Below are 22,393 nucleotides of genomic sequence, written 5' to 3' on the forward strand. Positions count from 1 at the left end.
CCGCCGCCGATCCCGCGAAGTCCTTGCAGGCCGCGGGCGCGAGGTGGACAGTGCGGCCCAAAGTCTAGGAAAAAAGAGGAGCGTCCCATGGATTTCACGATGTCGCCGAAGCAGAAGGAATGGCTCGAGCGCGTCCAGGCCTTCATGACCACGCATGTCCGCCCCGCCGTGCCGATTTATGAGAAGCAGGATGCCGAGGGCCCGCGCTGGAAGGTGATCCCGATCCTCGAGGAACTGAAGAAGAAGGCAAAGGCCGAAGGCCTCTGGAACATGTTCATGCCGCCGTCCTCGCATGAGGACGACGAATTCCACGGCGCGGGATTGACCAATCTCGAATACGCGCTGCTGTCGGAAGAGATGGGGCGCATCTCCTGGGCCTCCGAAGTGTTCAACTGCTCGGCGCCCGATACCGGCAACATGGAGGTGTTCATCCGCTACGGCACCAAGGAGCAGAAGCGCAAATGGCTGCGGCCGCTGATGGACGGCGAGATCCGCTCTGCGTTCCTGATGACCGAGCCGGCGGTCGCGTCCTCAGACGCCACCAACATCGAGACGAGGATCGAGAAGGACGGCGATCACTACGTGATCAACGGCCGCAAATGGTGGTCGTCCGGCGTCGGCGATCCCCGCTGCAAGATCGCGATCCTGATGGGCAAGACCGATTTCAACGCCGCCAAGCATCAGCAGCAGTCGCAGATCCTGGTGCCGCTCGATACGCCCGGCATCAAGGTCGAGAAGATGCTGCCGGTGTTCGGCTTCGACGATGCGCCGCACGGCCACGCCCAGGTGCTGCTCGAGAATGTCCGCGTGCCGAAGGAGAATATCCTGCTCGGCGAGGGCCGCGGCTTCGAGATCGCGCAGGGCCGGCTCGGTCCGGGCCGCATCCACCACTGCATGCGCACCATCGGCCAGGCCGAGGAGGCGCTGGAGAAGATGGTGAAGCGGCTCGCCTCGCGCACCGCGTTCGGCAAGAAGATCATCGAACATTCGGTGTGGGAGCAGCGCATCGGCGAGGCCCGCACCGATATCGAGATGAACCGCCTGCTGTGCCTGAAGGCCGCCGACATGATGGACAAGGTCGGCAACAAGACCGCGCAGGCCGAGATCGCGATGATCAAGGTCGCAGCTCCAAACATGGCGCTGAAGATCATCGACCAGGCGATCCAGGCCTTTGGTGGCGGCGGCGTCTCCGACGATGCCGGGCTGGCGCGCGCCTATGCCCACATCCGCACGCTGCGTCTCGCCGACGGTCCGGACGAGGTGCACAACCGCGCCATTGCCAGACTTGAACTTCGGAAGTATGCAAACACGTCGCACTAACGCGAGACGATGTTTGGTTGAACTGGCTTCTCCGCGGACTCGCTTCACCTCTCCCGCTTGCGGGGGAGGTCGCAGCGCATCGAAGATGCGCTGCGGGTGGGGGCTCTCTCCACAGTGGGACTTGCGGTGCTACCCCCACCCCGACCCTCCCCCGCAAGCGGGAGAGGGGGCGCAGTTCCTTCGCGGCTGCCATTCGGCTAAAACCTCGTGTCGCATCAACGGGAGCGTGCTAACGACGCTCTCCAAGAATTAGATTGAGGGAGCGTCATCGTGGCGGAGAGCGTCAGGAAAGACGAGGAATTTTCCGGCACAAGGGAAGTCGAGGAGCGGCATCGCATCAATGAGGCCAATCTCGACGCCTGGCTGCGGGAACATGTCGAGGGCTATCAGGGCCCGCTGAAAGTCCTGCAATTCAAGGGCGGTCAGTCCAATCCGACCTACAAGCTGGAGACGCCCGGCCGCGCCTATGTGATGCGCCGCAAGCCGTTCGGTAAATTGTTGCCGTCGGCGCATGCGGTCGACCGCGAGTTTCGCGTCATCGCCGCGCTCGGCAAGCAAAACTTTCCGGTCGCGAAAGCCTATGCGCTATGCACCGACGATGCCGTGATCGGCTCCGCCTTCTACATCATGTCGATGGAAGAGGGGCGGGTGTTTTGGGATCCGACGCTGCCGAGCCAGGAGCCCGACGCGCGCCGAAAAATTTTCACCAGCAAGATCGAAACGCTGGCCAATCTCCACGTCTTCAATCCCGAAGCCATCGGGCTCGGCGATTTCGGCAAGCCCGGCAATTATTTTGCGCGGCAGATCGACCGCTGGACCAAGCAGTACCGCGCCTCCGAGACGCAGCACATCGAGGAGTTCGAGAAGGTTGCGGAGTGGCTGCCGCGGACGGTGCCGGAGCAGAAGCGCATCTCGATCGTCCATGGCGATTACCGCCTCGACAACATGATCTTCCACGCCACCGAGCCCCGCGTGCAGGCGGTGCTGGATTGGGAACTGTCGACGCTCGGCGATCCCATGGCCGACTTCACCTACCTCTTGATGCAGTGGACCATGCCGGGTCTCGCCGGCGCCGACCTCAAGGCGCTGAACATTCCGAGCGTGGAGGAGGCGGCGCGAATCTACTGCGACGTCACCAACATGGAAGTGCCCGACCTCAACTGGTACTTCGCCTACAACACGTTCCGCCTCGCCGGCATCACGCAGGGTATCGCGGGCCGGATCCGCGACGGCACCGCCGCCAACGCCAAGGCCATCGAGTCGGCCAAGCGCACCGTGCCGCTGTCGCAGGCGGCCTGGGCCTACGCGCAGAAGGCCGGCGCGGTTTGAGGAGATCAGCGGCGCGATCCATCCCGGATCGCGCCGTTTCTGTGTGGCTACTATGTCCGGATTGTAGCCATCTGTGACTTGAGTTCGCGCCGTTGCTTTGGCAAAGCCAGACCGGTCAATGCTTCCGCCCGGTCCTGCTCGGACACATCATCTTGAACCTCTCGTCGAACCTTCTCGGCAGCCTGCTGATGGCCGCGGCCATGGCCAGCTTCACGGTGAACGACGCCATCACCAAGGCGGTGTCGGCGGAGCTCAACATCGGCGAGATCCTCATCGTCCGCGGCGGCTTTGCCATCGTGCTGGTCGCGGCGCTCGCCGCCTATCGCGACGCACTGCGCAGCCTGCGCACGCTCCTGATCTGGCCGGTGGCCCTGCGCGTGATCGGCGAGATCGGCGGCACGCTGACCTACCTTTCCGCGATCTCGCAGATCCCGCTCGCCAATGCATCGGCGATCTTCCAGGCCCTGCCGCTGGTGATCACGCTCGGCGCGGCGCTGGTGTTCGGCGAGCCGGTCGGCTGGCGGCGCTGGCTTGCGATCGCGGCCGGCTTCATCGGCGTGCTCATCATCGTCCGGCCGGGCGCGGAAGGCTTCAGCCAGGCCGCGCTGCTGGCGCTGGCCTCGGTCGGCTTCTGCACGGTGCGCGACCTGGCCACCCGTCGAATCCCGAAGGAATTGCCGACGCTGTTCATCACGCTGCTGACCACGGTGACGGTGTCGACGGCCGGGGCCGCGGTGCTGGGGCCGCTCGGCGGCTGGCGGCCGCCGTCCGGTCACGCGCTCGGCCTGCTCGCGGTCGCCGCGATCCTGATCCTGATCGGCTACCAATGCATCATCGCAGCGCTGCGGACAGGCGACATCTCGGCGATCGCGCCGTTCCGCTATTCCGCGCTGCTGTGGGCGATGCTTGCAGGCTATCTCGCCTTCGGCCACAAGCCTGACGCTCCAATGCTGATCGGCGCCGCGATCATCGTCGCCTCTGGCCTCTACGCCTTCTACCGCGAGCGCCTCCGCGACAAGCTCCGCCCCGCCGCCAGCGGTCCCGGCCTGCCGCCGGATGGATTGTGAGCCCGTTGCCCGGGTGAGCGTAGCGATACCCGGGGCAAGCGTTCCCGCATATCGCTTCGCTCATGCGGGCTACGAAGCCTAGGCCACACCCTTCGCGCAATGCGCGATCAGCCGCGCGACGAAATCAGCGCAGGCCAACAGCTGCGACATCTCGACGAACTCATCCGGCGTATGGGCCTGTGCGATCGAGCCGGTGCCGATCACCACCGACGGCACGCCGGCCAGGCTGTCGAACAAGCCGGCTTCGGTGCCGAACGCGACCTTGGCGTCGTCGTTGCGGCCGGCAAATTGCTTGGCAAGCGTGACGATGGCGTGGTCCGCCTTGGTGTCGAGCGCGGGATAATCGAGGATCTCCTCGAAATCGACGCCACAGTCCGGATAGCGTTCGCGCATCCTCGGCTCGATCTCGGCTCTGGCCCAGGCGATGACCGCGTCGGTGACCTGGCGCGATTCGGTGATGCCGATGCCGCGGCATTCGAATTCCACCACGCAGGTATCGGGCACGATGTTCAGCGCCGCGCCGCCGTGCACGATGCTGGTGAGCAGCGTGGAGTGGGGCACGTCGTAAAGGCTGTCGCGCTCGGGTTTCGCTGCGAGCAGTTCAGCGCGGCGCCTGATCTCGACGATGAGCTCGGCGGCATATTCGATCGCGTTGATGCCGTCGGGCGCGATCGAGGAGTGGCGTGCGAGGCCGCGGAAGGTGGCGCGCACGCCGTGCTTGCCCTTGTGGCCGATGATCACCTGCATCTGCGTCGGTTCGCCGATGAAGGCGCCGAGCGGCTTGATGCCCTGGCGGACGATCTCGCGCAGCATCGGTCGCACGCCGACGCAGCCGATCTCCTCGTCATAGGAAATCGCCAAATGGATCGGCGTCGTCAGATCGGCCGCGATCATGTCCGGCACCATTGCGAGGCAGACTGCGACAAAACCCTTCATGTCGGTGGTGCCGCGGCCGTAGAGCTTGCCGTCACGCTCGACCAGCTCGAACGGATTATGGGTCCAGTCCTGTCCCGCGACCGGCACGACGTCGGTATGCCCCGACAGCACCAGGCCCGCTTTGTCCTTGGGACCGATCGTCACCCACAGCGCGGCCTTCTGTCCGGTCTCGTCGACGATCCGTTGTCCGCTGACGCCATGCGACGCAAGGTATTTTTCGACATGGTCGATCAGCGGCAGGTTGCTGCGGTCGCTGACGGTATCGAAGGCGACGAGGTCCGCGAGCAGCTTGCGGATGCGGTCGGGACGTTGGCTTGGCATGGTCCGGCTCATTTGCAGGATCGAGGCTGGCGGTGACACGGCGTTGTTTGGCAGGGCTGCGAAACCAAACTTGGTGTCGTCCCTGCGAAAGCAGGGACCCATAGCCGCCGATGGTTGTCGTTGCGCACCGCCGGAATGACGAGTCCCACCTACAACATCCGCCGCTGAGTATGGGTCCCTGCTTTCGCAGGGACGACAGCTGTGAATGTGGCGTTATCCCGGCCTCCGCCGCGACGACGGTAGCGTCGCCCCGCTAAATCGGCTTCCCGGTATACGGCATCGACGCCGTCAGACCGCCGTCGACCGGGATGGCCTGGCCGTTGACGTAGGACGCTTCATCGCTCGCCAGAAACAATCCCATTGCTGCGAGCTCGTGCGGCTGGCCGGCGCGTTTCAAGGGATTGAGCTGGCCGATCTTGTCGGCGGTGCCGCGTTCCCTCGCGCGGTCGAACACCGGCTTGGTCATGCCGGTCTCGATCAGGCCCGGGCAGATCGCGTTGATGCGGACGCCGGTGCCGGAGAGCGAGTAGGCGGTGGTCTGCACCAGGCTGATGACGCCGGCCTTGCTCGCGCCGTAGGGATGCCCGCTGGCGCCGGACTTCAGGCCCGCGACCGAGGCGGTGCAGACGATCGAGCCGAAACCTTGCTTGGTCATGTAGGGGATCGAATGCTTGATGGCGAGGAACGGGCCGATCAGGTTGACGCGCAGCACCTCCTGCCAGTGCTCGACGGTCTGATCGGCGAGCGGCACCAGGCCGCCGCTGACGCCGGCATTGGCCCAGATCGCATCGAGCTTGCCGTAGGTTGCAACCGCCTTGTCGATGAAGGCCTTCACGTCGCTCTCGGAGCCGGCGTCGGCCGTGACGGCCTCGACGGTGCCGCCGGCATCGCGCACCAGCTTCGCCGTCTCGTTGACGCCGTCGCTGCGATCGACCGCGATCAGTTTTGCGCCTTCCCTGGTGAATAGCAGCGAGGCGGCGCGGCCGATACCGCTGCCTGCGCCGGTGATGACGACGGATTTGCCTTCGAGGCGGCCCATGCTTTTCTCCCTGATTACATGCTCCGCCGCGCCTGCCGCGCGACGGAATTCAAACAGAATTTCAAACGTCGGAAGCACTTGAGACGATGTATGCTCTGACGTACAGCGACGGTGGACAGTATGGAAGGGCGTTCGCGATGTCCAATGCAGACCAACCAAAGGTGATCGTGACGCGCTGGTGGTGGGTGCGCCATGCTCCGGTGCGCAGCGATGGCGGCAACATCTACGGCCAGGCCGATATCGAGTGCGACACCGGCGATGTCGAAGTGTTCGAGGCGGTCGCCAAGATGCTGCCGCGTGGTGCGGTGTGGTACTCGAGCCATCTGAAACGCACGCATCAGACCGCGGCGGCGATCTGGGCCGCCGGATTTCCAAGGCCGGATGGCATGACGCAGGAGCGCGACTTCGCCGAGCAGCATCTCGGGCAATGGCAGGGCATGAACCGCGCCACATTTCTCGCCAGCCGCCCGGTCGGCAGCACCTGGTTCGCCGATGTCAACGAGCCGGCGCCCGGCGGCGAGAGCTACATGGACATGTACACCCGGGTCTGCCGCGCGATCGTGCGGATCAACGCTGCCGAGGCGGGCAGGGACATCGTCGCCGTCAGTCATGGCGGCGTGATCAAATGCGCGGTCGGGCTTGCGCTCGGCGGCCAGCCTGACCGCGGGCTGTCCTTTGACATCGACAACGTCTCGGTCACGCGGCTTGATCACGTCGCGGCGCCCAGTCTCTCGACCTGGCGCCTGCCGATGGTCAACCAACAGCCCTGGATCGCCGATCCGCGCCACGCCGCGATGCATCAGCAGGCCGGGCCCGAAGTGAGGTCGGTGACCAAGCTCGCGTGATGTCGCTATCGCACCACCGCAACGATGCTTAAGCTCGACGCAGAATTCAAACACTTCACATCTGGGAGAGAAACATGAGCTTGTTCGACATGAAGGGAAAGGTCGCAGTCATCACCGGCTCGACGCGCGGCATCGGTCTTGCGATCGCCGAGCGGATGGCCGAGCATGGCGCCAAGGTCGTGATCTCCTCGCGCAAGGCCGACGTCTGCGACCAGGTCGCCGCTGACATCAACAGCAAGTTCGGCAAGGGCACCGCGGTCGCGATCGCCGCCAACATCTCGTCGAAGGAAAACCTGCAGAACCTCGTCGACGAAAGCAACCGCGCCTTCGGCAAGATCGACGTGCTGGTCTGCAACGCGGCGTCGAATCCGTATTACGGGCCGCTCGCCGGCATCTCCGACGACCAGTTCAGGAAAATCCTCGACAACAACATCGTCGCCAACAACTGGCTGATCTCGATGGTGGTGCCGCAGATGATCGAGCGCAAGGACGGCTCGATCATCATCGTCTCGTCGATCGGCGGCCTGAAGGGTTCGACCATCCTCGGCGCTTACGCGATCTCCAAGGCCGCGGACATGCAGCTCGCGCGCAACCTCGCCTGTGAATACGGCAAGCACAACATCCGCGTGAACTGCATCGCGCCGGGCCTGATCAAGACCGACTTCGCCAAGGCGCTGTGGGATAATCCGGAGAATTTGAAGGCCTCGACCTCGCGCTCGCCGCTGCTGCGGATCGGCGTGCCGGACGAGATCGCGGGCGCCGCCGTCTTCCTCGGCTCGCGCGCCGGCGACTTCATGACCGGCCAGACCATGGTGATCGACGGCGGCGCGACGATCAGCTGACGCGAAGCGTCATCCCGGGGCGCGCGTCAGCGCGAACCCGGGATCTCGAGCCGCAATGGTCACTCCACCGCCGCATAGACGCCGTTGCGGAGCAGCGAACGGATGTATTCGCGCTGGCCGGGACCCTGCATCATGAAGACCGCGATCAGGTCTTCGCTGGGATCGACCCAGAAGAACGTGCCGGCCATGCCGCTCCAGAAGAACTGGCCGACCGAGCCGGAGAACGGCGCGATGCCCTGCTGGGTGCGCACGGCGAAGCCGAGGCCGAAGCCGTGGCCGGGCGGCACCAAGGTGCCCTGGATCCTGACATCGGCGGCGAGATGATCGGCGGCCATGAGCTGCAGCGTCTTGCGGCCGATGATCCTGGTGCCGTCGAGCGTGCCGCCATTGAGCAGCATCTGGGCGAAGCGCGCATAGTCCATCGTGGTCGAGACCAGGCCGCCGCCGCCGGATTCCATCGCCGGCTTCTCCAGCATGTTGAACAGCTGCACCTTCTCGCGGCTCCACGGGTCGGTCGTGAACGCCTCGGCCAGCCGGCCGGCATTCTGCTCGCCGGTGTGGAAGGCGGTCTCTGCCATGCCGAGCGGCGCGAGGATGCGCTCGTGCAGGAATGCGCCGAGCGTCTGGCCGCTGACCACTTCGATGATGCGGCCGAGGATGTCCGTCGAGCGGCTGTAGTTCCATTCGGCGCCCGGCTGGCAGATCAATGGCATGGTGGCGAGCATGGTGGCGTGCTCGGCATTGGTGATCTTGCGGCTGCGCAGCCGCGACTGCTGGTAGAGCCGCTGCACGAGGCCGTTGCCGGTGTGGTCATAGGTCAGTCCCGAGGTGTGGCGGAGCAGATCCTGAATGGTCATCTGCCGCTTGGCCGGCACCAGCTCGAGCGTGCCGTTGCGCTCGACGCCGACCTTGGTCTCGGCAAATTCCGGGATGTATTTCGCGACGGGATCGTTGAGCAGGAATTGGCCGTCCTCCAGCAACATCATGATGCCGACCGAGACGATCGGCTTGGTCATCGAGAAGATGCGGAAGATGCTGTCATGCGCCATCGGTGCGGCAGCCAGCGGGCTTTGCCGGCCGATCGCATCGAACCAGCCGATCTGGCCGCGGCGGGCCACCAGCACCGTCGCGCCGGGCAGAGTTCCCCTGTCGACCTCGCGCTTGAACGTGTCGGACAGCGCCTGCAGCCGCACGCGCGACAGGCCGATCGCCTCCGGCTTGGCTTCGGGCAGGGATGGGGTTTTCGAGCCGGCAGCGGGCCTGGCAGCGGTGTGAACGTTCATGGTCTCTCCCTGTGCTCTTCTCGTTGGCCGATGATCGCGAGTGTCGCGCACCAGCCGCGCAATGAACAGATACCCCGGCGCATGCAGCACCGGCGTCATCGCAGGGCAAGCCCGCAGGCCCACCGCGCCGCAATACAATTAAAGGTAGACAAACGTCGCCATGGCCTCCTATTGCTACCTGCGGGGCGAACGATTGGGTATGGGGGCTTTCTTGAGGCAATGGCCGGGGTTGGCGCGCGTCGTCGCGCTGGGAATGATGCTCGCGCTTGCGGGCTGCGTGACCGTGGAAAATTCGCTGTCGCAAAACGATCTCGCCAGCCTGAAGCTGACGGCGGTTGCCGTCAGCTTTGCGCCGGACGCGCAGGTTGTGTGGGAGGAGGGAATCCGCGCCTACGCAAATGCGAAGACGATCAGCGACGATCAGATCACGGCGGCGGCCAACACGCCGGAGGCGAGGGCCTATGTGCAGGGTCTGCTGGCGCCGCGAATCAAGTCCGGCGTCGAGCAGGCGATGGCCGGCCAGCTCGCGGGCACCCGGCCGGTGCGGCTCGATATCGTGGTCAAGAGCTTCGCGCTGCCGTCGGCGGTGCAGCGGGTTGTGCTCGGTGGCCACCGCGGCATGATCGCGGACGCGACTCTGGTCGATGCGCGAACCGGTGCTGTCATAATCGCCTATCCGAATCTGACCGCATTTCTCTACACCGGCCAGGGCATCGCCGGCGCGATCGTACAGGCGGCGATCGACGACTCCGACAAGCAAAGCCCGGCCGACAAGGTGGCCACGCGTTACGGCGAAACCTATAGGCTTTGGCTGCTCAACAACAATAAAACCTAGCGGACGTCGCGCAGCATTCGCTTCGCCCTTGCATTCGGGGCACGGCTTATGCTTGAAACGGCGCGAACCGGCGGCGACGCGGGTTCCCTGCAGGAGTGTAGCTCAATTGGTAGAGCACCGGTCTCCAAAACCGGGGGTCGCAGGTTCGAGCCCTGCCACTCCTGCCAGCTTTTAGCGAACAAATTCAAGATGTTGGCCGAGGCGCAGCCCCGGCCATTTTTCATTTCGACTACTTGATCAGCGGGCAGCCGCCGTCCTTCAGCGGCCGGAATGCCTGGTCGCCGGGGACCTCGGCGAGCACCTTGTAGTAATCCCACGGCGCCTTCGATTCCTCGGGCTTCTTGACCTCGAACAGGAACATCGAGTGCACCATGCGGCCGTCCTCGCGGACGACGCCGTTGTCGGTGAAGGCGTCGCGGACCGGGGTCTCGCGCATTTTCGCCAGCACCGGCTTGGTCTCCTTGGTGCCGGCGGCCTTCACCGCGTTGAGGTAGTGCAGCGTGGCGCTGTAGGTCGCGGCCTGGTTCATCGTCGGCATCCGCTTCATGCGCTCGAAGAAGCGCTTGCCGAAGGCGCGGGTGCGATCGTTGAGATCCCAGTAATAGGCCTCGGTGATGATCAGGCCCTGGGCGAGCTTCAGGCCGAGGCTGTGGATGTCCGAGATGAACATCACGATGCCGGCGAGGTTCTGGCCGCCCGCGACGATGCCGAACTCGGCCGCCTGCTTGATGGTATTGATGGTATCGCCGCCGCCATTGGCCATGCCGATGATCTTGGCCTTCGAGGCCTGGGCCTGCAGCAGGAAGGACGAGAAATCCGGTGTGTTGAGCGGATGCCGGGCGCTGCCGATCACCTTGCCGCCGGCGGCGCGGACCACGTCGCCGGTGTCGCGCTCGATCGAATGGCCGAACAGATAGTCGGCGGTGATGAAGAACCAGGTGTCGCCGCCGTTCTTGACGATCGCGCTGCCGACGGTGTGGGCGTTGGCATAGGTGTCGTAGGTCCAGTGCAGCGTGTAGGGCGAGCAGGATTTACCGGTGATGTCGGAGCTCGCCGCATCGGTCACGATCATGATCTTCTCGAACTGCTTCGACATCTCCATGCCGGCCAGCGCGGTCGCCGAGGTCGGCATGTCGATGATCATGTCGACGCCTTCGGCCTCGTACCATTTGCGGGTGATGGTGGCGGCGACGTCGGCCTTGCTCATGGGGTCGGCGGTGACCACCTCGATCGGCTTGCCGAACATGGTGCCGCCGACATCCTCGATCGCCATCTTGGTGGCCTCGACGTTGCCCTGGCCGCCGATGTCCGAATAGACCGACTGGAAATCGGTGAGCACGCCGATCTTGAGCGGCGTCTGCTGCGCGAGCGCGGGTCCTGCCAGCGCCGCGGCGAGCAGGCCGGCGGCGGACAGAATCGTGGCGATGGATTTCATGATGATGCCTCCCCAATCCCCAATTGTTCTTATCAGTTTGTCGGACAAAGCTAGATTTGACCGTTCCGGGAGTCAATTCGGGGCCGCGCGGCCGCGACATTTGGCCCGAGAACGCCTGGTTTGACGCTCCTAACGCCTTCGCTTATCCTTTGTCGGACAATCAACAATCGGGAGCCGGCGGGTGGCCTCTACGCCGTTGTTCCGGCGCATCGATGTCGCGCCGGCCTATCAGAAGGTCGCGGACGCGATCGAGCGCGAGATCATCAACGGCCGGATCAAGCCGGGCGAGCCGATCGGCACCGAGCAGCAGCTCGTCGAGCAGTTCGGCGTCAACCGCTCGACGGTGCGCGAGGGCATCCGCGTGCTGGAGGAGGGCGGCCTGATCCGCCGCGACTCCAGCCGCCGGCTGCAGGCCTGCTTGCCGCGCTACAACAAGCTCGCCACCCGTTTGTCGCGCGCGCTGATCCTGCACGAGGTCACGTTCCGCGAATTGTTCGAGGCGTCGATGACGCTGGAGGTGGCGAGCGTCGAGGGCGCGGTGGAGCGGGCGACCGAGGAGAACATCAGGGAGCTCGCCGACAATCTCGCGCGCAGCGCCGAGGTGGTGGAGCGGCCGGCGGCGCTCGCCGAGCTCGATGCGGAATTTCATGTGCTGATGGCGAAAGCCTCGCAGAACCGGGTGCTGCAGCTCGCCCGCGAGCCGGCCGCGCAGCTGTTCTTTCCGACCACCGAGATGATCGTCGGCAGCGTACCAGAGGGCGGCGCGCGCCTCGTCGAGGCGCATCGCCATCTGCTCGATGCAATCAGGCGGCGCGACAAGGCGGCCGGCGTGCTGTGGACGCGCCGTCACCTGCAGGACTGGCGGCGCGGCTTCGAGAAGATCGCCTCGCTCGATCGCTCGGTCGAGCACACCTACATGGAGCACGCCTATGCCGCCCGGCAATAGCGCGGCTGGCAGCTCCGATCAGAACAACGACAACAAGCACATTCGGGAGGGACATATGAGCGACGATATCGCAACCACCATCCAGCGCGCCCGCGAGCACAGCATCGGCGATCTGCTGCGCCGCTCCGCGCGGCGCTATCCGGCCAAGACCGCGCTGATCTGCGGCGAGGTGAACTGGACGTTCGCGGAGATGGACGCGATCTGCAACCGGCTGGCGCGTGGACTGCTTGGCCTCGGCGTCGCCAAGGGCGATCGTGTCGCGGTGCTGTCGCGCAACTCGCATGCCTTCGCCGCGCTGCGCTTCGCGGTGGCGCGGATCGGCGCCATCCTGGTGCCGATCAACTTCATGCTGAACCCGGACGAGATCAATTTCATCCTCGCCAACTCGGGCGCCAAGCTGCTCGCAGCTGGGCCCGACTTCGTCGACACCGCGCGCGCCGCGGCCGCCAAGGGCTCCGCGGTCGAGGGGCTGGTTTGGCTGCCGGGCGAGGATCCGGCCACGGCGCCCGAGGGCATCAGGACGTTCGAGAGCCTGCTGCACAGCGACGCCTCGGTGCCCGCGGCGTCCGTCGACAGCCGTGATCCCGCGCAGATCATCTACACCAGCGGCACCGAGTCGCTGCCGAAGGGCGCGATCCTGACCCATGAAGCCGTGATGTGGCAGTATGTCAGCTGCATCATCGACGGCGGCATGACGACCGACGACACCGTGCTGCACGCGCTGCCGCTCTATCACTGCGCGCAGCTCGACGTCTTCCTCGGGCCCGCGATCTATCTCGGCGCCACCAGCCTGATCACCGGAAAGCCGATCGCCGACAACATCCTGGCGCTGATTGCAGCCCACAAGATCAACGCGTTCTTCGCGCCGCCGACGATCTGGATCGCAATGCTGCGCGCGCCGGCGTTCGACCGCACCGATCTGTCGACATTGCGCAAGGGCTATTACGGCGCCTCGATCATGCCGGTCGAGGTGCTGCTCGAATTGCAGCGCCGGCTGCCCGATGTGAAATTCTGGAATTTCTACGGCCAGACCGAGATCGCGCCGCTCGCGACCGTCCTGAACCCGGAGGATCAGCTGCCGAAGGCGGGCTCGGCCGGGAAGCCCGCGATCAATGTCGAGACGCGGGTCGTCTATCCCGACATGACCGACGTGAAGCTCGGTGAAGTCGGCGAGATCGTGCACCGCTCGCCGCATTTGTTGTCTGGCTACTACAATGATCCGGTGAAGACCGCCGCGGCGTTCGCCGGCGGCTGGTTTCATTCCGGCGATCTCGCGACCGTCGATGCCGACGGCTATATCACCGTGGTCGACCGCGTGAAGGACATGATCAAGAGCGGCGGCGAGAATGTCGCGAGCCGCGAGGTCGAGGAAATGATCTACCGCTTGCCTGAAGTCTCCGAGGTCGCGGTGGTTGGGTTGCCCGATCCGCGCTGGATCGAGGCGGTGACCGCGATCGTCGTGGTCAAGGCCGGCCAGAATCTCGACGCCGATGCCGTCATCAAGCATTGCGCGGCGTCGATGGCGCATTTCAAGGTGCCGAAGCAGGTCATCTTCGTTGACAGCCTGCCGAAGAACCCGAGCGGCAAGCTGCTCAAGCGCGAGCTGCGCCAGCGCTATGTCGGTGGTGCGACGCTCGACCAGGCGGTGCAGAAGCGCTTTGCAGGGTAGGCGACCGCTATTGGCTGGCTGTCACCGGCGTCTTGTCCGACCACTCCGGTGGTAAGCCAAGCTTCCCGGCCGCCATGCCGATCAGCCCGGGATTGCGGCCGTACACCTCGCAAGCCGCATCTTTCGGCTTGCCGCCGAGCGAGACACCGATCTGGTCGAACGAAGGCAGCGTCGGCGGTTTTCCGAACGGCGTCGCGCCGGTCACGACGAGCTTGCTGAAGTCGTCGCTGAAGGAGGCGGCGAGGTCGTAGGCGTCGGCGGCGGTCGAAACCCTCGGCGAGTTGGTGAATGAATTCGCGCCGCGGGCCCAGACCATCGCTGCCTGCTGGCGGCTGGCCGGATCGCGCACCTCGGCTTCGACGGTCAGGCTGCCGAGACCGATCGGCAACCGCGGCACCGGTACGGGCACGCCCGCGCCGAGCGCGGTCGGTAGGAAGCCGACCACCTTGGAAGCGCCGGCGGCAACCTCGTCCGTGGGGGCGGCCTGGGTGACGAGCGCGTGCGCGGTCAGATCCGCAGGTTGGTCTGGACCGACAACCTGAAGCCGCTCGCTCAGGCCGACGCACAGCGAGCGATTGATCGCATTGGCGACGAGGTGCCGCTGCTCCTGCGACAGCGTCGGCGAGGCGGTCTGCGCGAACGTGGTCGGAACGATCCGGACCGTCTTCGCGGCAAGGACCTCGTCCTTGTTGACCCGCACCAGCGATTTCGCCAGCAGCCCGTCAGACGGCGTCAGGTTGTCATAGGAAGCCAGTGATCCGCCTCTGGTCATCGGCGCGCTGGCGCAGCCCGATAACAGCGCGGCCGCGACCGCAGCTCCGGCAAGCGCAGGCGGCCAATAGTACCGGCCATCATGCCACCCCGGTCCCGCGCCCTGCGTAACATCAGCCGCAGCGCCCGGTCCAAACTCGACTTTCATGTGATCCCTCAACGACCGCTCACCCCACGAACGATCGCGGATCACGATAAAGCAGGCCCCGCCCCAGTCAGGATTAAGAGATATTAAGTCAGTTGTAGGCTGCGAAACCGCGCGGCCTATTTGGGCCACATTTGGAAGCGCATGCTTAACAAAACGCTATATTTGCGTGGCTGCGCATCTGCTGCAGACGTCTCTAGAATGTCGCGATGCAAGTGCTGGAATACGACCTCGTGACTTTCCCCGTCACCAACGCGCGCATTCTCTGCGTCGAGGACGACGCCGACATCGCGCGGATGCTGGCCGAGATAATTGAGGATAGCGGCTTCAGGCCGGTGCTGGTCGGTTCGGGCGGCGAGATGGATGCGCTGCTCAAGCGCGAGAGTTTTGATCTCATCGTGCTCGACGTGATGCTGCCGGGCGAGGATGGCCTCAGCATCTGCCGCCGCCTGCGCACCTCGTCCTCGATACCGATCATCATGGTGACGGCGCGCAGCGAGGACATCGACCGCATTCTCGGCCTCGAGCTCGGCGCCGACGACTATGTGACCAAGCCGTTCAATTCGCGCGAGCTGGTGGCCCGTATCCGCGCGCTGCTGCGCCGGGTCGAAAGCGGCTCCTCGGCGCGCTCCCGGCCGCGTCCGCTGAGCTTCGCCGGGTGGCGCATCAATCCCACGACGCGCGAGCTGCATGATCCCTCAGGCGTCCGGATCACGCTGACCGGAGCCGAGTTCGATCTGCTGCTGGCATTCTGCCGCAACCCGGGGCAGGTACTGTCGCGCGAGCAATTGATCGAGCACGCCTTCGGCGGGCTGATCGCGTCGGTCGAGCGCAGCGTCGACGTCCATATCAGCCGCATCAGGCAGAAGATCGAGCCGGACCCGAAGGACCGCTCGATGATCAAGACCGTGCGGCTCGGCGGCTACCTGTTCACGCCGGTTGTCGAGCAGATCTGATGGGATGGGCGCAGCGGCTCCTGCCGCGCAGCATCGCGGCGCAGATCATGAGTCTCGTCGCGCTCTCGGAGCTGATCGGCATCATGCTCGCGGCGGCGACCGTGATCTTTCTGTTCGATTCTCATTCACCTTCGGCCAACGACACACAGAAGTTTCTCGCCGGGCGGGTCGTGGAGGTCGCGCAGCTGCTGCGTTCCACGGACACGCCGACTGAAGCGGACCGGCTGCTGGACGCGGCCAGGCGCGGCGGGCTCGACGTCAGGCGCGTCGCGTTGGACGAACTCGTGCCGCGAACGGCCGCCGATGCGCGGCCGTTTTCCATGAGAGCATTCCGGAAACTGGCGGCCGAGCCTGGAGTTGAGTTGCTCGAGGAACTGCGCCATCCGACGGGCTCGTCGTCACAGGTGATCGTGAGGCTTGACGACGGCCACGCCTTGATGGCGGACATCGCGGTCGAACGCGGCTTTCTGTCCTTTCTGCTCCGCCCGGCCGCCGCGATGGCGATCGTCGTGCTGATCTCGATGCTGCTGCTGTCGATCTACGCGGTGCGCTGGGTGATCGCGCCGCTCGCGGAGGTCGCCCGCGCCGCAACCTCGTTCGGCCGCTCGCCCGGAGCGCCCGGTGTGCTGCGGCGGCGCGGCCCGCTCGAGATCGCCCAGGTCGCCGACGCGCTGAACGACATGCGCACCCGGATCCGTGCGCTGCTCGACGACCGCACGCGAATGCTGGCTGCCATCAGTCACGACCTACGGACGCCGCTGACGCGGCTCAGGTTGCGCTCCGAGCGGGTACGCGAGGATACCCTGCGCACGGCGATGCTCGGCGACATCGGCAAGATGACGCGGATGATCAACGAGACGCTGGAATACCTTCGCGAGGACGCGCGCCTGGAGGCGGAATCGTGCATTGATCTGCCGAGTTTTTTGCAGACCATTTGTTCGGACTTCGCCGACATGGGCCACTCGGTGTCCTATGCCGGGCCCGCCCGTCTGCCCTATGTCTGCCGTCCCCGTGCGCTGTCGCGCGCCGTCACCAACGTCGTGGAGAATGCGGTCAAGCACGCCAGCACGGTCGCGGTGGCGCTCCGCCTCACGGAGGCCGACCACATCGAGATCGAGGTGGCCGACGATGGTCCCGGCATCCCGCCGGCGCTGCGCGATAAGGTGTTCGAGCCCTTCTCAAGGCGGACAGCGCGCGGCAGGGCAGCGGCGGCTTCGGATTGGGGCTGTCGATCGCGCAGGATATCGCCAAGCGTCATGGCGGCAGCATCGCATTGAAGCCGCGCCAGCCGAGCGGATTGCTGGTATCGATGCTGCTGCCGCCGAAGCCCGTCGTGACGTAAGCGGGGAGACTGCCGACGCTGATCTGGGCCGGCAGCCAGGACAGGGCTTGGGATCGCAGGCTAAGTCATTGATTTAGAATGGCTAATGGTTGGTCGGCCGGGGGCCGGTCGAGGCTGGGTGCGGTCCCTGCGGACCTTGACCTTTGGCCGGTCCCGCAGTAGATACGCGGCACTCGCTGCCGGCCCGCTTAAATGACGGATATCCGGCGCGGCTTAAATCCCCCGAACAATCGAGCTCGTTACCGGCTCAACCTTCCAAACGAGGGCTGGGTCCGCAAGGTCGGCTGTTCGGATTCCTTGAAACTTTGCAAATGTCCGGTGACGGACGCGGATCCAACGATGGCTTTCAGCCCGTTTAAATTCCTGCAGGAAGTGCGTTCGGAGACCGCGAAGGTCACCTGGCCGACGCGCCGCGAAGTGACGATCACGACCATCATGGTGTTCGTGATGGTGGCGCTGGCCTCGATCTTCTTTTTCGCAGCGGATCAGGTCATCCGCTATCTGGTTACCCTGATCCTGGGCATCCACTGATGAGCACCGGAACCCAATTGATGGACAAGCGCTGGTACATCGTCCACGCCTACTCGAATTTCGAGAAGAAGGTCGCGGAATCGATCCGCGAGCAGGCCAAGCAGCGCGGGCTGGAAGAACTGTTCGAGCAGGTCCTGGTCCCGACCGAGAAGGTCACCGAGGTCCGCCGTGGCCGCAAGATCGATGCCGAGCGCAAGTTCTTCCCGGGCTATGTGCTGGTGAAGATGAAGCTGACCGACGAGGCGTTCCATCTGATCAAGAACACCCCGAAGGTGACCGGTTTCCTAGGCGCGGAAAACAAGCCGATGCCGATCTCCGAGGCCGAGGCGATGCGCATCCTGCATCAGGTGCAGGAGGGCGTGGAGCGACCCAAGGCGTCGGTGTCGTTCGAGATCGGCGAGAATGTGCGCGTGGCCGACGGCCCGTTCGCCTCGTTCTCCGGCGTGGTGGAAGAAATCGACGAGGCGCGCTCGCGCGTGAAGGTCGCGGTGTCGATCTTCGGCCGCGCCACCCCGGTCGAACTGGAATTCGGTCAGGTCGAAAAGGTGGTCTGACCGGACGGCGTGGGGTATACCGCCTCGCGTTACCAAAGGCCGTGGGAGGGAGGAGGCGGGTTGCCAGCCGCCTCGACCGGACCACGGAACCTGAAACCGCCGGCACCGTCCGGCATAACAGGAGTATCAAATGGCAAAGAAAGTGACCGGATACCTGAAGCTTCAGGTCCCGGCCGGTGCGGCGAATCCTTCGCCCCCGATCGGCCCCGCGCTTGGTCAGCGCGGCCTCAACATCATGGAGTTCTGCAAGGCGTTCAACGCCCAGACCCAGAAGGAAGAGAAGAACACCCCGATCCCGGTGATCATCACCATCTATGCGGACCGGTCCTTCACCTTCGAGATGAAGACCCCTCCGATGTCCTACTTCCTCAAGCAGGCCGCCAAGATCCAGTCCGGTTCGAAGGCGCCGGGCCGCGACAAGGCCGGCAAGGTGACCAAGGCGCAGGTGCGCGAGATCGCCGAGAAGAAGATGAAGGACCTGAATTGCGACACCATCGAGTCGGCCATGAAGATGGTCGAGGGCTCGGCCCGCTCGATGGGTCTGGAAGTTGCGGGGTAAAGCGCCATGTCGATCGGAAAGCGTTTGAAGAAAGCCCGCGAAGGCATTGATCGCGAGAAGCTTTACCCGCTCACGGACGCCATCAAGATGGTCAAGGAGCGTGCTACCTCGAAGTTCGACGAGACGATCGAGATTGCGATCAATCTCGGTGTCGACCCGCGCCACGCCGACCAGATGGTCCGCGGCGTCGTCGTCCTGCCGAACGGAACCGGCCGCACGCTGCGCGTCGGCGTGTTCGCGCGTGGCGCCAAGGCTGAGGAAGCCAAGGCCGCCGGTGCCGACGTCGTCGGCGCCGAGGACCTGGTCGAGAAGGTGCAGGGCGGCGCGATCGATTTCGACCGCTGCATCGCCACCCCCGACATGATGCCGCTGGTCGGCCGCCTCGGTAAGGTGCTCGGTCCGCGCGGCATGATGCCGAACCCGAAGATCGGCACCGTGACCATGGACGTCACCTCGGCCGTGAAGGGCGCCAAGGGCGGCTCGGTCGAATTCCGCGTCGAGAAGGCCGGCATCGTGCAGGCCGGTATCGGCAAGGCCTCGTTCACCGAGGAGAAGCTGGTCGAGAACGTCAAGGCGCTCGCCGACGCGGTCTCCAAGGCGAAGCCCGCCGGTTCCAAGGGTACCTACATCCAGCGCGTGGCGGTTTCCTCCACCATGGGCCCGGGCGTGAAGGTCGAGCCGGGCACGATCCTCGGCTGAGGTCTTTGAGCGTGACAGGATAAAGAGGGGCGGGATCGGATGGCCGGTTCCGCCCCTTTGTTTTGGTGCGTGAGGCGCCTCGCAGGAAACAACAACAATGCCGGACAAGGTCCTGGTCTACTCGCGCTTTCCCAAGACCCAGCTCACCCGCTTCGGCGAGTGCTACGAATTGCTCAACGCGGCCGGTCAGCGGCCGGACGAAGCCTTCGCACCGGAAGATATTGCTGACGTTCGCGCGATGATCGCCGCCGGCGGCTCGCCGCTCGGCGCCGATGTCATGGACATGCTGCCGAAGCTCGGCGCGATCGTCTGCTACGGCACCGGCTATGACGGCATCGATCTCGCTGCCGCTGCCCAGCGCGGCATCGCCGTGGGCCACAGCCCGGGTGCGAATGCCGCCTCCGTTGCAGACATCGCTGTGACCTTGATGCTGGCGGCGGTGCGGCGTCTGCCGGTGGCCGACAATTATGTCCGCAGCGGCGACTGGGCCGGCCGCAAGCCGTCGCCGATGATGCGGCCGCAGGCCGGGATGCGCGGCCGCAAGGTCGGCATCTACGGCATGGGCGAGATCGGCCGCAAGATCGCCGCGCGCGCCGCGGCCTTTGAGACCGAGATCGGCTATTTCAGCCGCACGAGATACGACCTGCCATATCAGTATTTGCCGAGCCTGGAGGCGCTGGCCGACTGGTGCAGCGTCCTGATGATCGCCGTCCGCGCCGGCGCCGACAACGTCAATGCGGTCAATGCCGACATCCTGCGCCGGCTCGGCAGCAACGGCTTCGTGGTCAACATTTCGCGCGGCTCTGTGATTGACGAACCGGCGCTGGTCGCGGCGCTAACCGACGGGACCATCGCCGGCGCCGGGCTCGACGTCTTCGCCATGGAGCCGCACCCGCCCGGCGCGCTGACCGCGCTCCAGAACGTGGTGCTGGCGCCGCATCTCGGCGGCCACACCCTGGAATCGCACGTGGCGATGCAGGACTGCGTGCTGGCCAATCTCGAGGCGTTCTTCGCGGGCAGGCCGCTGCCATATGCGGTAAAGAGGGGCTGAAACGCAGGGCCGATACGGCCCTAGGGCGGGGCCGCGAGCCGATCGGAACTGGTCTGAATTTTGCTCTTGGCAAACCGGGCGAGACCGGCTACACAGCGCCTTCCGGGCGTGCTGGCACTTGCTGGCATGTCTGTGCTCGCATTCCGAAAACCTGAGATGATAGGAGACCATTCCTTTCCGCATGCCCGCAAGGATGCTCGAAAGGAGGGAGACCCGTCGCTCTCGTGGAATGCAGGCAGGGGCCTTCAGCGTGCTGAAGTGCCTCGATCCTGTCCAAGACTGCAGGCGCCCGCGAGAACTTCGTGTTTTCAACGGCTTAATCGCATGGCCTGCATAGACGGGTGAAGACCAGATTTCGCAGTTCAAGCCGCGGCGTGTTCGCGGCTGAAGGCTGATTTGGTTCGAACCTCGACAGCCCAGGGCCGCAAGGTTCTGGGAGGGCAGGCTTCTAGATGTCGTCTTGCCCGGCATGTCCGAAGGGTCTCGGCCCCGAGGAATCAGGTTTTGGGCAGGACGATGGGTGCAACCCGGCGGTCCCGCCTCGCGGAAAGGCCGCCAACCGGAGAGAGCTTGCTGTGGAACGAGCGGCAAAGAAAGAGGCGGTCGAACAGCTCAACGAGGTCTTCAAGACCACGGGCGTCGCGATCGTTGCTCACTATTCCGGCCTCACCGTCGCCCAGATGCAGAACCTGCGCAAGCAGATGAAGCAGGCGGGCGCGTCGGTGAAGGTCTCGAAGAACCGTCTCGCCAAAATTGCTCTTGAAGGCACTGACGTCGCTGCCATCGGCTCCCTGCTGAAGGGGCCGACCGTGATCGCAACTTCCAACGATCCGGTCGCGGCGCCAAAGGTTGCCATCGATTTCGCCAAGGCGAACGAGAAGTTCGTCATCCTCGGCGGCTCGATGGGTAAGACCGTCCTGAATGTCGACAGCGTGAAGGCGCTTGCCTCACTGCCGTCGCTCGACGAACTGCGCGGCAAGATCGTGGGCCTCATCGTGGCGCCGGCGACCAAGCTCGCTCAGCTGTCCAACGCGCCCGCGGCCAAGCTCGCACGCGTCATTCAGGCTCATGCCTCAAAGGGCGAAGCGGCCTGACCCCTTCGCTAATCTCAAACCTGGTTCGAACCAAACGTTTAAGGAAATAGATCAATGGCTGACTTGCAGAAAATCGTCGACGACCTCTCGAGCCTCACCGTGCTCGAAGCCGCCGAACTCGCCAAGCTCCTCGAAGAGAAGTGGGGCGTCTCCGCCGCTGCCGCCGTCGCGGTGGCCGGCCCGGCCGCTGGTGGCGGTGGTGCCGCTGCTCCGGCTGAAGAGAAGACCGACTTCACCATCGTGCTGGCTGCCGCCGGCGACAAGAAGATCGAGGTCATCAAGGAAGTCCGCGCCATCACCGGTCTCGGCCTGAAGGAAGCCAAGGATCTCGTGGAAGGCGCGCCGAAGCCGGTCAAGGAAGGCGTCAACAAGGAAGAAGCCGACAAGATCAAGGCCCAGCTCGAGAAGGCTGGCGCCAAGGTTGAGCTCAAGTAACCCGTTACTTGAGCGAAGTCCCGGGCGAACGAAAGCTCGCCCGGGAGCCTTCACCAGGTCCGGGATGGCGTGGCGGAGGTCGAAGCGGGCGTGCGACAGGTCGTCGCGTCGCACGCTGGACACAAGAAAGTGTGGGGATGCGTGGACTTAACCCTCGAATCTCCATTATTGCCTCCCCATATCGGGTCGGCAGCGGAAAAACACGGTCGGCGGCGGGAACGGCAGGGTTCCCGGCGTAAGCCGTTGGGAGACAGGCAGATTTCGGGCTTTTTCAGTCCGTGAAGCGGAACGTTCGGACGGGCGGGTGCAGTGATGCGCCCCGCGCGTCGTTTTGCGTTTTGAAGGCCAAGGGCGCCGGGTTAGGGAATTAATTCCTGAGCCTCGGCTTC

General features: G+C 64.9%; 23 protein-coding genes and 1 tRNA gene. 19 read left to right on the forward strand and 5 right to left on the reverse strand.

The features are described from left to right. The first annotated feature begins 87 nt into the window (after nucleotides 1-87). The 3 genes from J6500_RS16990 to J6500_RS17000 all read left to right on the forward strand — a co-directional run bounded on the left by J6500_RS16990 (nucleotide 88) and on the right by J6500_RS17000 (nucleotide 3,716). Entirely contained in the window at nucleotides 88-1,320 is a 1,233-nt protein-coding gene (locus J6500_RS16990; RefSeq protein ID WP_225713849.1) for an acyl-CoA dehydrogenase family protein, read from the forward strand. A 270-nt stretch (nucleotides 1,321-1,590) separates the two neighbouring features. After that, nucleotides 1,591-2,649: a phosphotransferase family protein gene (locus tag J6500_RS16995; RefSeq protein WP_225713850.1), complete on the forward strand. Its 1,059-nt coding sequence runs from the start codon at nucleotides 1,591-1,593 to the stop codon at nucleotides 2,647-2,649. Between the two features lie 152 nt (nucleotides 2,650-2,801). Then, the gene (locus J6500_RS17000) at nucleotides 2,802-3,716 is read left to right on the forward strand and encodes a DMT family transporter (protein WP_225713851.1); all 915 of its coding nucleotides are present in this window, start codon (nucleotides 2,802-2,804) and stop codon (nucleotides 3,714-3,716) included. A 78-nt stretch (nucleotides 3,717-3,794) separates the two neighbouring features. Here J6500_RS17000 and argE read toward each other — a convergent pair whose 3' ends face one another. Beyond that, nucleotides 3,795-4,973 (reverse strand): acetylornithine deacetylase, encoded by a 1,179-nt coding sequence (gene argE, locus J6500_RS17005; RefSeq protein WP_225713852.1) that lies wholly within the window; start codon nucleotides 4,971-4,973, stop codon nucleotides 3,795-3,797. 253 nt (nucleotides 4,974-5,226) lie between these two features. Beyond that, nucleotides 5,227-6,012 carry an SDR family NAD(P)-dependent oxidoreductase gene (locus tag J6500_RS17010; protein ID WP_225713853.1) on the reverse strand — a complete coding sequence of 262 codons (786 nt, stop codon included), beginning with the start codon at nucleotides 6,010-6,012 and terminating at the stop codon, nucleotides 5,227-5,229. A 137-nt stretch (nucleotides 6,013-6,149) separates the two neighbouring features. Between J6500_RS17010 and J6500_RS17015 the strand changes: the two genes are divergently transcribed. Both J6500_RS17015 and J6500_RS17020 read left to right on the forward strand, forming a co-directional pair. Next, nucleotides 6,150-6,857: a histidine phosphatase family protein gene (locus J6500_RS17015; RefSeq protein ID WP_225713854.1), complete on the forward strand. Its 708-nt coding sequence runs from the start codon at nucleotides 6,150-6,152 to the stop codon at nucleotides 6,855-6,857. Nucleotides 6,858-6,931: 74 nt separating this feature from the next. Then, the gene (locus J6500_RS17020) at nucleotides 6,932-7,699 is read left to right on the forward strand and encodes an SDR family NAD(P)-dependent oxidoreductase (RefSeq protein WP_225713855.1); all 768 of its coding nucleotides are present in this window, start codon (nucleotides 6,932-6,934) and stop codon (nucleotides 7,697-7,699) included. Between the two features lie 59 nt (nucleotides 7,700-7,758). On the opposite strand, the gene J6500_RS17025 is transcribed toward J6500_RS17020, so the two are convergent. Further along, the gene (locus J6500_RS17025) at nucleotides 7,759-8,982 is read right to left on the reverse strand and encodes a serine hydrolase domain-containing protein (RefSeq protein WP_225713856.1); all 1,224 of its coding nucleotides are present in this window, start codon (nucleotides 8,980-8,982) and stop codon (nucleotides 7,759-7,761) included. Nucleotides 8,983-9,142: 160 nt separating this feature from the next. On the opposite strand from J6500_RS17025, the gene J6500_RS17030 reads away from it, so the two are divergent. Beyond that, complete coding sequence (locus J6500_RS17030) at nucleotides 9,143-9,817, forward strand: hypothetical protein (RefSeq protein WP_225713857.1); 675 nt, start codon at nucleotides 9,143-9,145, stop codon at nucleotides 9,815-9,817. Between the two features lie 91 nt (nucleotides 9,818-9,908). Continuing rightward, nucleotides 9,909-9,984 (forward strand) — tRNA-Trp (locus J6500_RS17035). Nucleotides 9,985-10,046: 62 nt separating this feature from the next. On the opposite strand, the gene J6500_RS17040 is transcribed toward J6500_RS17035, so the two are convergent. Beyond that, a complete protein-coding gene (locus J6500_RS17040) occupies nucleotides 10,047-11,252 on the reverse strand; it encodes an ABC transporter substrate-binding protein (RefSeq protein WP_225713858.1) in 1,206 nt (401 codons plus the stop codon). A 181-nt stretch (nucleotides 11,253-11,433) separates the two neighbouring features. On the opposite strand from J6500_RS17040, the gene J6500_RS17045 reads away from it, so the two are divergent. Together J6500_RS17045 and J6500_RS17050 are read left to right on the forward strand one after the other, a co-directional pair. Continuing rightward, nucleotides 11,434-12,198, forward strand: a complete 765-nt coding sequence (locus tag J6500_RS17045) for a FadR/GntR family transcriptional regulator (protein WP_225713859.1) — start codon at nucleotides 11,434-11,436, stop codon at nucleotides 12,196-12,198. A gap of 55 nt (nucleotides 12,199-12,253) precedes the next feature. Then, entirely contained in the window at nucleotides 12,254-13,867 is a 1,614-nt protein-coding gene (locus tag J6500_RS17050) for an acyl-CoA synthetase (RefSeq protein ID WP_225713860.1), read from the forward strand. 7 nt (nucleotides 13,868-13,874) lie between these two features. Here the strand turns inward: J6500_RS17050 and J6500_RS17055 are convergent, their stop codons facing one another. After that, nucleotides 13,875-14,786, reverse strand: a complete 912-nt coding sequence (locus tag J6500_RS17055) for a DUF3313 domain-containing protein (RefSeq protein ID WP_225713908.1) — start codon at nucleotides 14,784-14,786, stop codon at nucleotides 13,875-13,877. Nucleotides 14,787-14,992: 206 nt separating this feature from the next. On the opposite strand from J6500_RS17055, the gene J6500_RS17060 reads away from it, so the two are divergent. The 10 genes from J6500_RS17060 (at nucleotide 14,993) to rplL (ending at nucleotide 22,004) form a co-directional block, all read left to right on the forward strand. Continuing rightward, a complete protein-coding gene (locus tag J6500_RS17060) occupies nucleotides 14,993-15,739 on the forward strand; it encodes a response regulator (RefSeq protein ID WP_225713861.1) in 747 nt (248 codons plus the stop codon). A gap of 83 nt (nucleotides 15,740-15,822) precedes the next feature. Then, nucleotides 15,823-17,016: an ATP-binding protein gene (locus tag J6500_RS17065; protein ID WP_225713862.1), complete on the forward strand. Its 1,194-nt coding sequence runs from the start codon at nucleotides 15,823-15,825 to the stop codon at nucleotides 17,014-17,016. Continuing rightward, a complete protein-coding gene (locus J6500_RS32230) occupies nucleotides 16,959-17,081 on the forward strand; it encodes a hypothetical protein (RefSeq protein ID WP_376707819.1) in 123 nt (40 codons plus the stop codon). The genes J6500_RS17065 and J6500_RS32230 overlap by 58 nt, the downstream gene beginning before the upstream one ends. Nucleotides 17,082-17,420: 339 nt before the next feature. Continuing rightward, the gene (secE, locus tag J6500_RS17070; RefSeq protein ID WP_225713863.1) at nucleotides 17,421-17,612 is read left to right on the forward strand and encodes a preprotein translocase subunit SecE; all 192 of its coding nucleotides are present in this window, start codon (nucleotides 17,421-17,423) and stop codon (nucleotides 17,610-17,612) included. A gap of 20 nt (nucleotides 17,613-17,632) precedes the next feature. Further along, a complete protein-coding gene (nusG, locus tag J6500_RS17075) occupies nucleotides 17,633-18,166 on the forward strand; it encodes a transcription termination/antitermination protein NusG (protein WP_016840553.1) in 534 nt (177 codons plus the stop codon). Nucleotides 18,167-18,296: 130 nt separating this feature from the next. Then, nucleotides 18,297-18,725: a 50S ribosomal protein L11 gene (gene rplK / locus J6500_RS17080; RefSeq protein WP_011088164.1), complete on the forward strand. Its 429-nt coding sequence runs from the start codon at nucleotides 18,297-18,299 to the stop codon at nucleotides 18,723-18,725. A 6-nt stretch (nucleotides 18,726-18,731) separates the two neighbouring features. Beyond that, nucleotides 18,732-19,424 (forward strand): 50S ribosomal protein L1, encoded by a 693-nt coding sequence (gene rplA, locus J6500_RS17085; protein WP_225713864.1) that lies wholly within the window; start codon nucleotides 18,732-18,734, stop codon nucleotides 19,422-19,424. Nucleotides 19,425-19,521: 97 nt separating this feature from the next. Next, complete coding sequence (locus tag J6500_RS17090) at nucleotides 19,522-20,475, forward strand: 2-hydroxyacid dehydrogenase (protein WP_225713865.1); 954 nt, start codon at nucleotides 19,522-19,524, stop codon at nucleotides 20,473-20,475. 575 nt (nucleotides 20,476-21,050) lie between these two features. Further along, entirely contained in the window at nucleotides 21,051-21,569 is a 519-nt protein-coding gene (gene rplJ, locus J6500_RS17095; RefSeq protein ID WP_225713866.1) for a 50S ribosomal protein L10, read from the forward strand. A 54-nt stretch (nucleotides 21,570-21,623) separates the two neighbouring features. Further along, nucleotides 21,624-22,004, forward strand: coding sequence for a 50S ribosomal protein L7/L12 (gene rplL / locus J6500_RS17100; protein ID WP_225713867.1), 381 nt, complete (start codon nucleotides 21,624-21,626; stop codon nucleotides 22,002-22,004). The last annotated feature ends 389 nt before the right edge of the window (nucleotides 22,005-22,393 follow it).

This window comes from Bradyrhizobium semiaridum, from assembly GCF_020329505.1.
GTDB lineage: Bacteria > Pseudomonadota > Alphaproteobacteria > Rhizobiales > Xanthobacteraceae > Bradyrhizobium > Bradyrhizobium semiaridum.

What these genes read in the sequence shown, in the direction of transcription:
- J6500_RS17065 (WP_225713862.1), top strand. Translation starts at nt 15,823, where the DNA reads ATGCTCGCGGCGGCGACCGTGATCTTTCTGTTCGATTCTCATTCACCT.
- J6500_RS17060 (WP_225713861.1), top strand. Translation starts at nt 14,993, where the DNA reads ATGCAAGTGCTGGAATACGACCTCGTGACTTTCCCCGTCACCAACGCG.
- J6500_RS17015 (WP_225713854.1), top strand. Translation starts at nt 6,150, where the DNA reads ATGTCCAATGCAGACCAACCAAAGGTGATCGTGACGCGCTGGTGGTGG.
- nusG (WP_016840553.1), top strand. Translation starts at nt 17,633, where the DNA reads ATGGACAAGCGCTGGTACATCGTCCACGCCTACTCGAATTTCGAGAAG.
- rplL (WP_225713867.1), top strand. Translation starts at nt 21,624, where the DNA reads ATGGCTGACTTGCAGAAAATCGTCGACGACCTCTCGAGCCTCACCGTG.
- rplK (WP_011088164.1), top strand. Translation starts at nt 18,297, where the DNA reads ATGGCAAAGAAAGTGACCGGATACCTGAAGCTTCAGGTCCCGGCCGGT.
- J6500_RS17040 (WP_225713858.1), bottom strand. Translation starts at nt 11,252, where the DNA reads ATGAAATCCATCGCCACGATTCTGTCCGCCGCCGGCCTGCTCGCCGCG.
- argE (WP_225713852.1), bottom strand. Translation starts at nt 4,973, where the DNA reads ATGCCAAGCCAACGTCCCGACCGCATCCGCAAGCTGCTCGCGGACCTC.
- J6500_RS17030 (WP_225713857.1), top strand. Translation starts at nt 9,143, where the DNA reads ATGGCCTCCTATTGCTACCTGCGGGGCGAACGATTGGGTATGGGGGCT.
- rplA (WP_225713864.1), top strand. Translation starts at nt 18,732, where the DNA reads ATGTCGATCGGAAAGCGTTTGAAGAAAGCCCGCGAAGGCATTGATCGC.
- secE (WP_225713863.1), top strand. Translation starts at nt 17,421, where the DNA reads ATGGCTTTCAGCCCGTTTAAATTCCTGCAGGAAGTGCGTTCGGAGACC.
- J6500_RS17025 (WP_225713856.1), bottom strand. Translation starts at nt 8,982, where the DNA reads ATGAACGTTCACACCGCTGCCAGGCCCGCTGCCGGCTCGAAAACCCCA.
- J6500_RS16990 (WP_225713849.1), top strand. Translation starts at nt 88, where the DNA reads ATGGATTTCACGATGTCGCCGAAGCAGAAGGAATGGCTCGAGCGCGTC.
- J6500_RS17090 (WP_225713865.1), top strand. Translation starts at nt 19,522, where the DNA reads ATGCCGGACAAGGTCCTGGTCTACTCGCGCTTTCCCAAGACCCAGCTC.
- J6500_RS17055 (WP_225713908.1), bottom strand. Translation starts at nt 14,786, where the DNA reads ATGAAAGTCGAGTTTGGACCGGGCGCTGCGGCTGATGTTACGCAGGGC.
- J6500_RS17050 (WP_225713860.1), top strand. Translation starts at nt 12,254, where the DNA reads ATGAGCGACGATATCGCAACCACCATCCAGCGCGCCCGCGAGCACAGC.
- J6500_RS17010 (WP_225713853.1), bottom strand. Translation starts at nt 6,012, where the DNA reads ATGGGCCGCCTCGAAGGCAAATCCGTCGTCATCACCGGCGCAGGCAGC.
- J6500_RS17020 (WP_225713855.1), top strand. Translation starts at nt 6,932, where the DNA reads ATGAGCTTGTTCGACATGAAGGGAAAGGTCGCAGTCATCACCGGCTCG.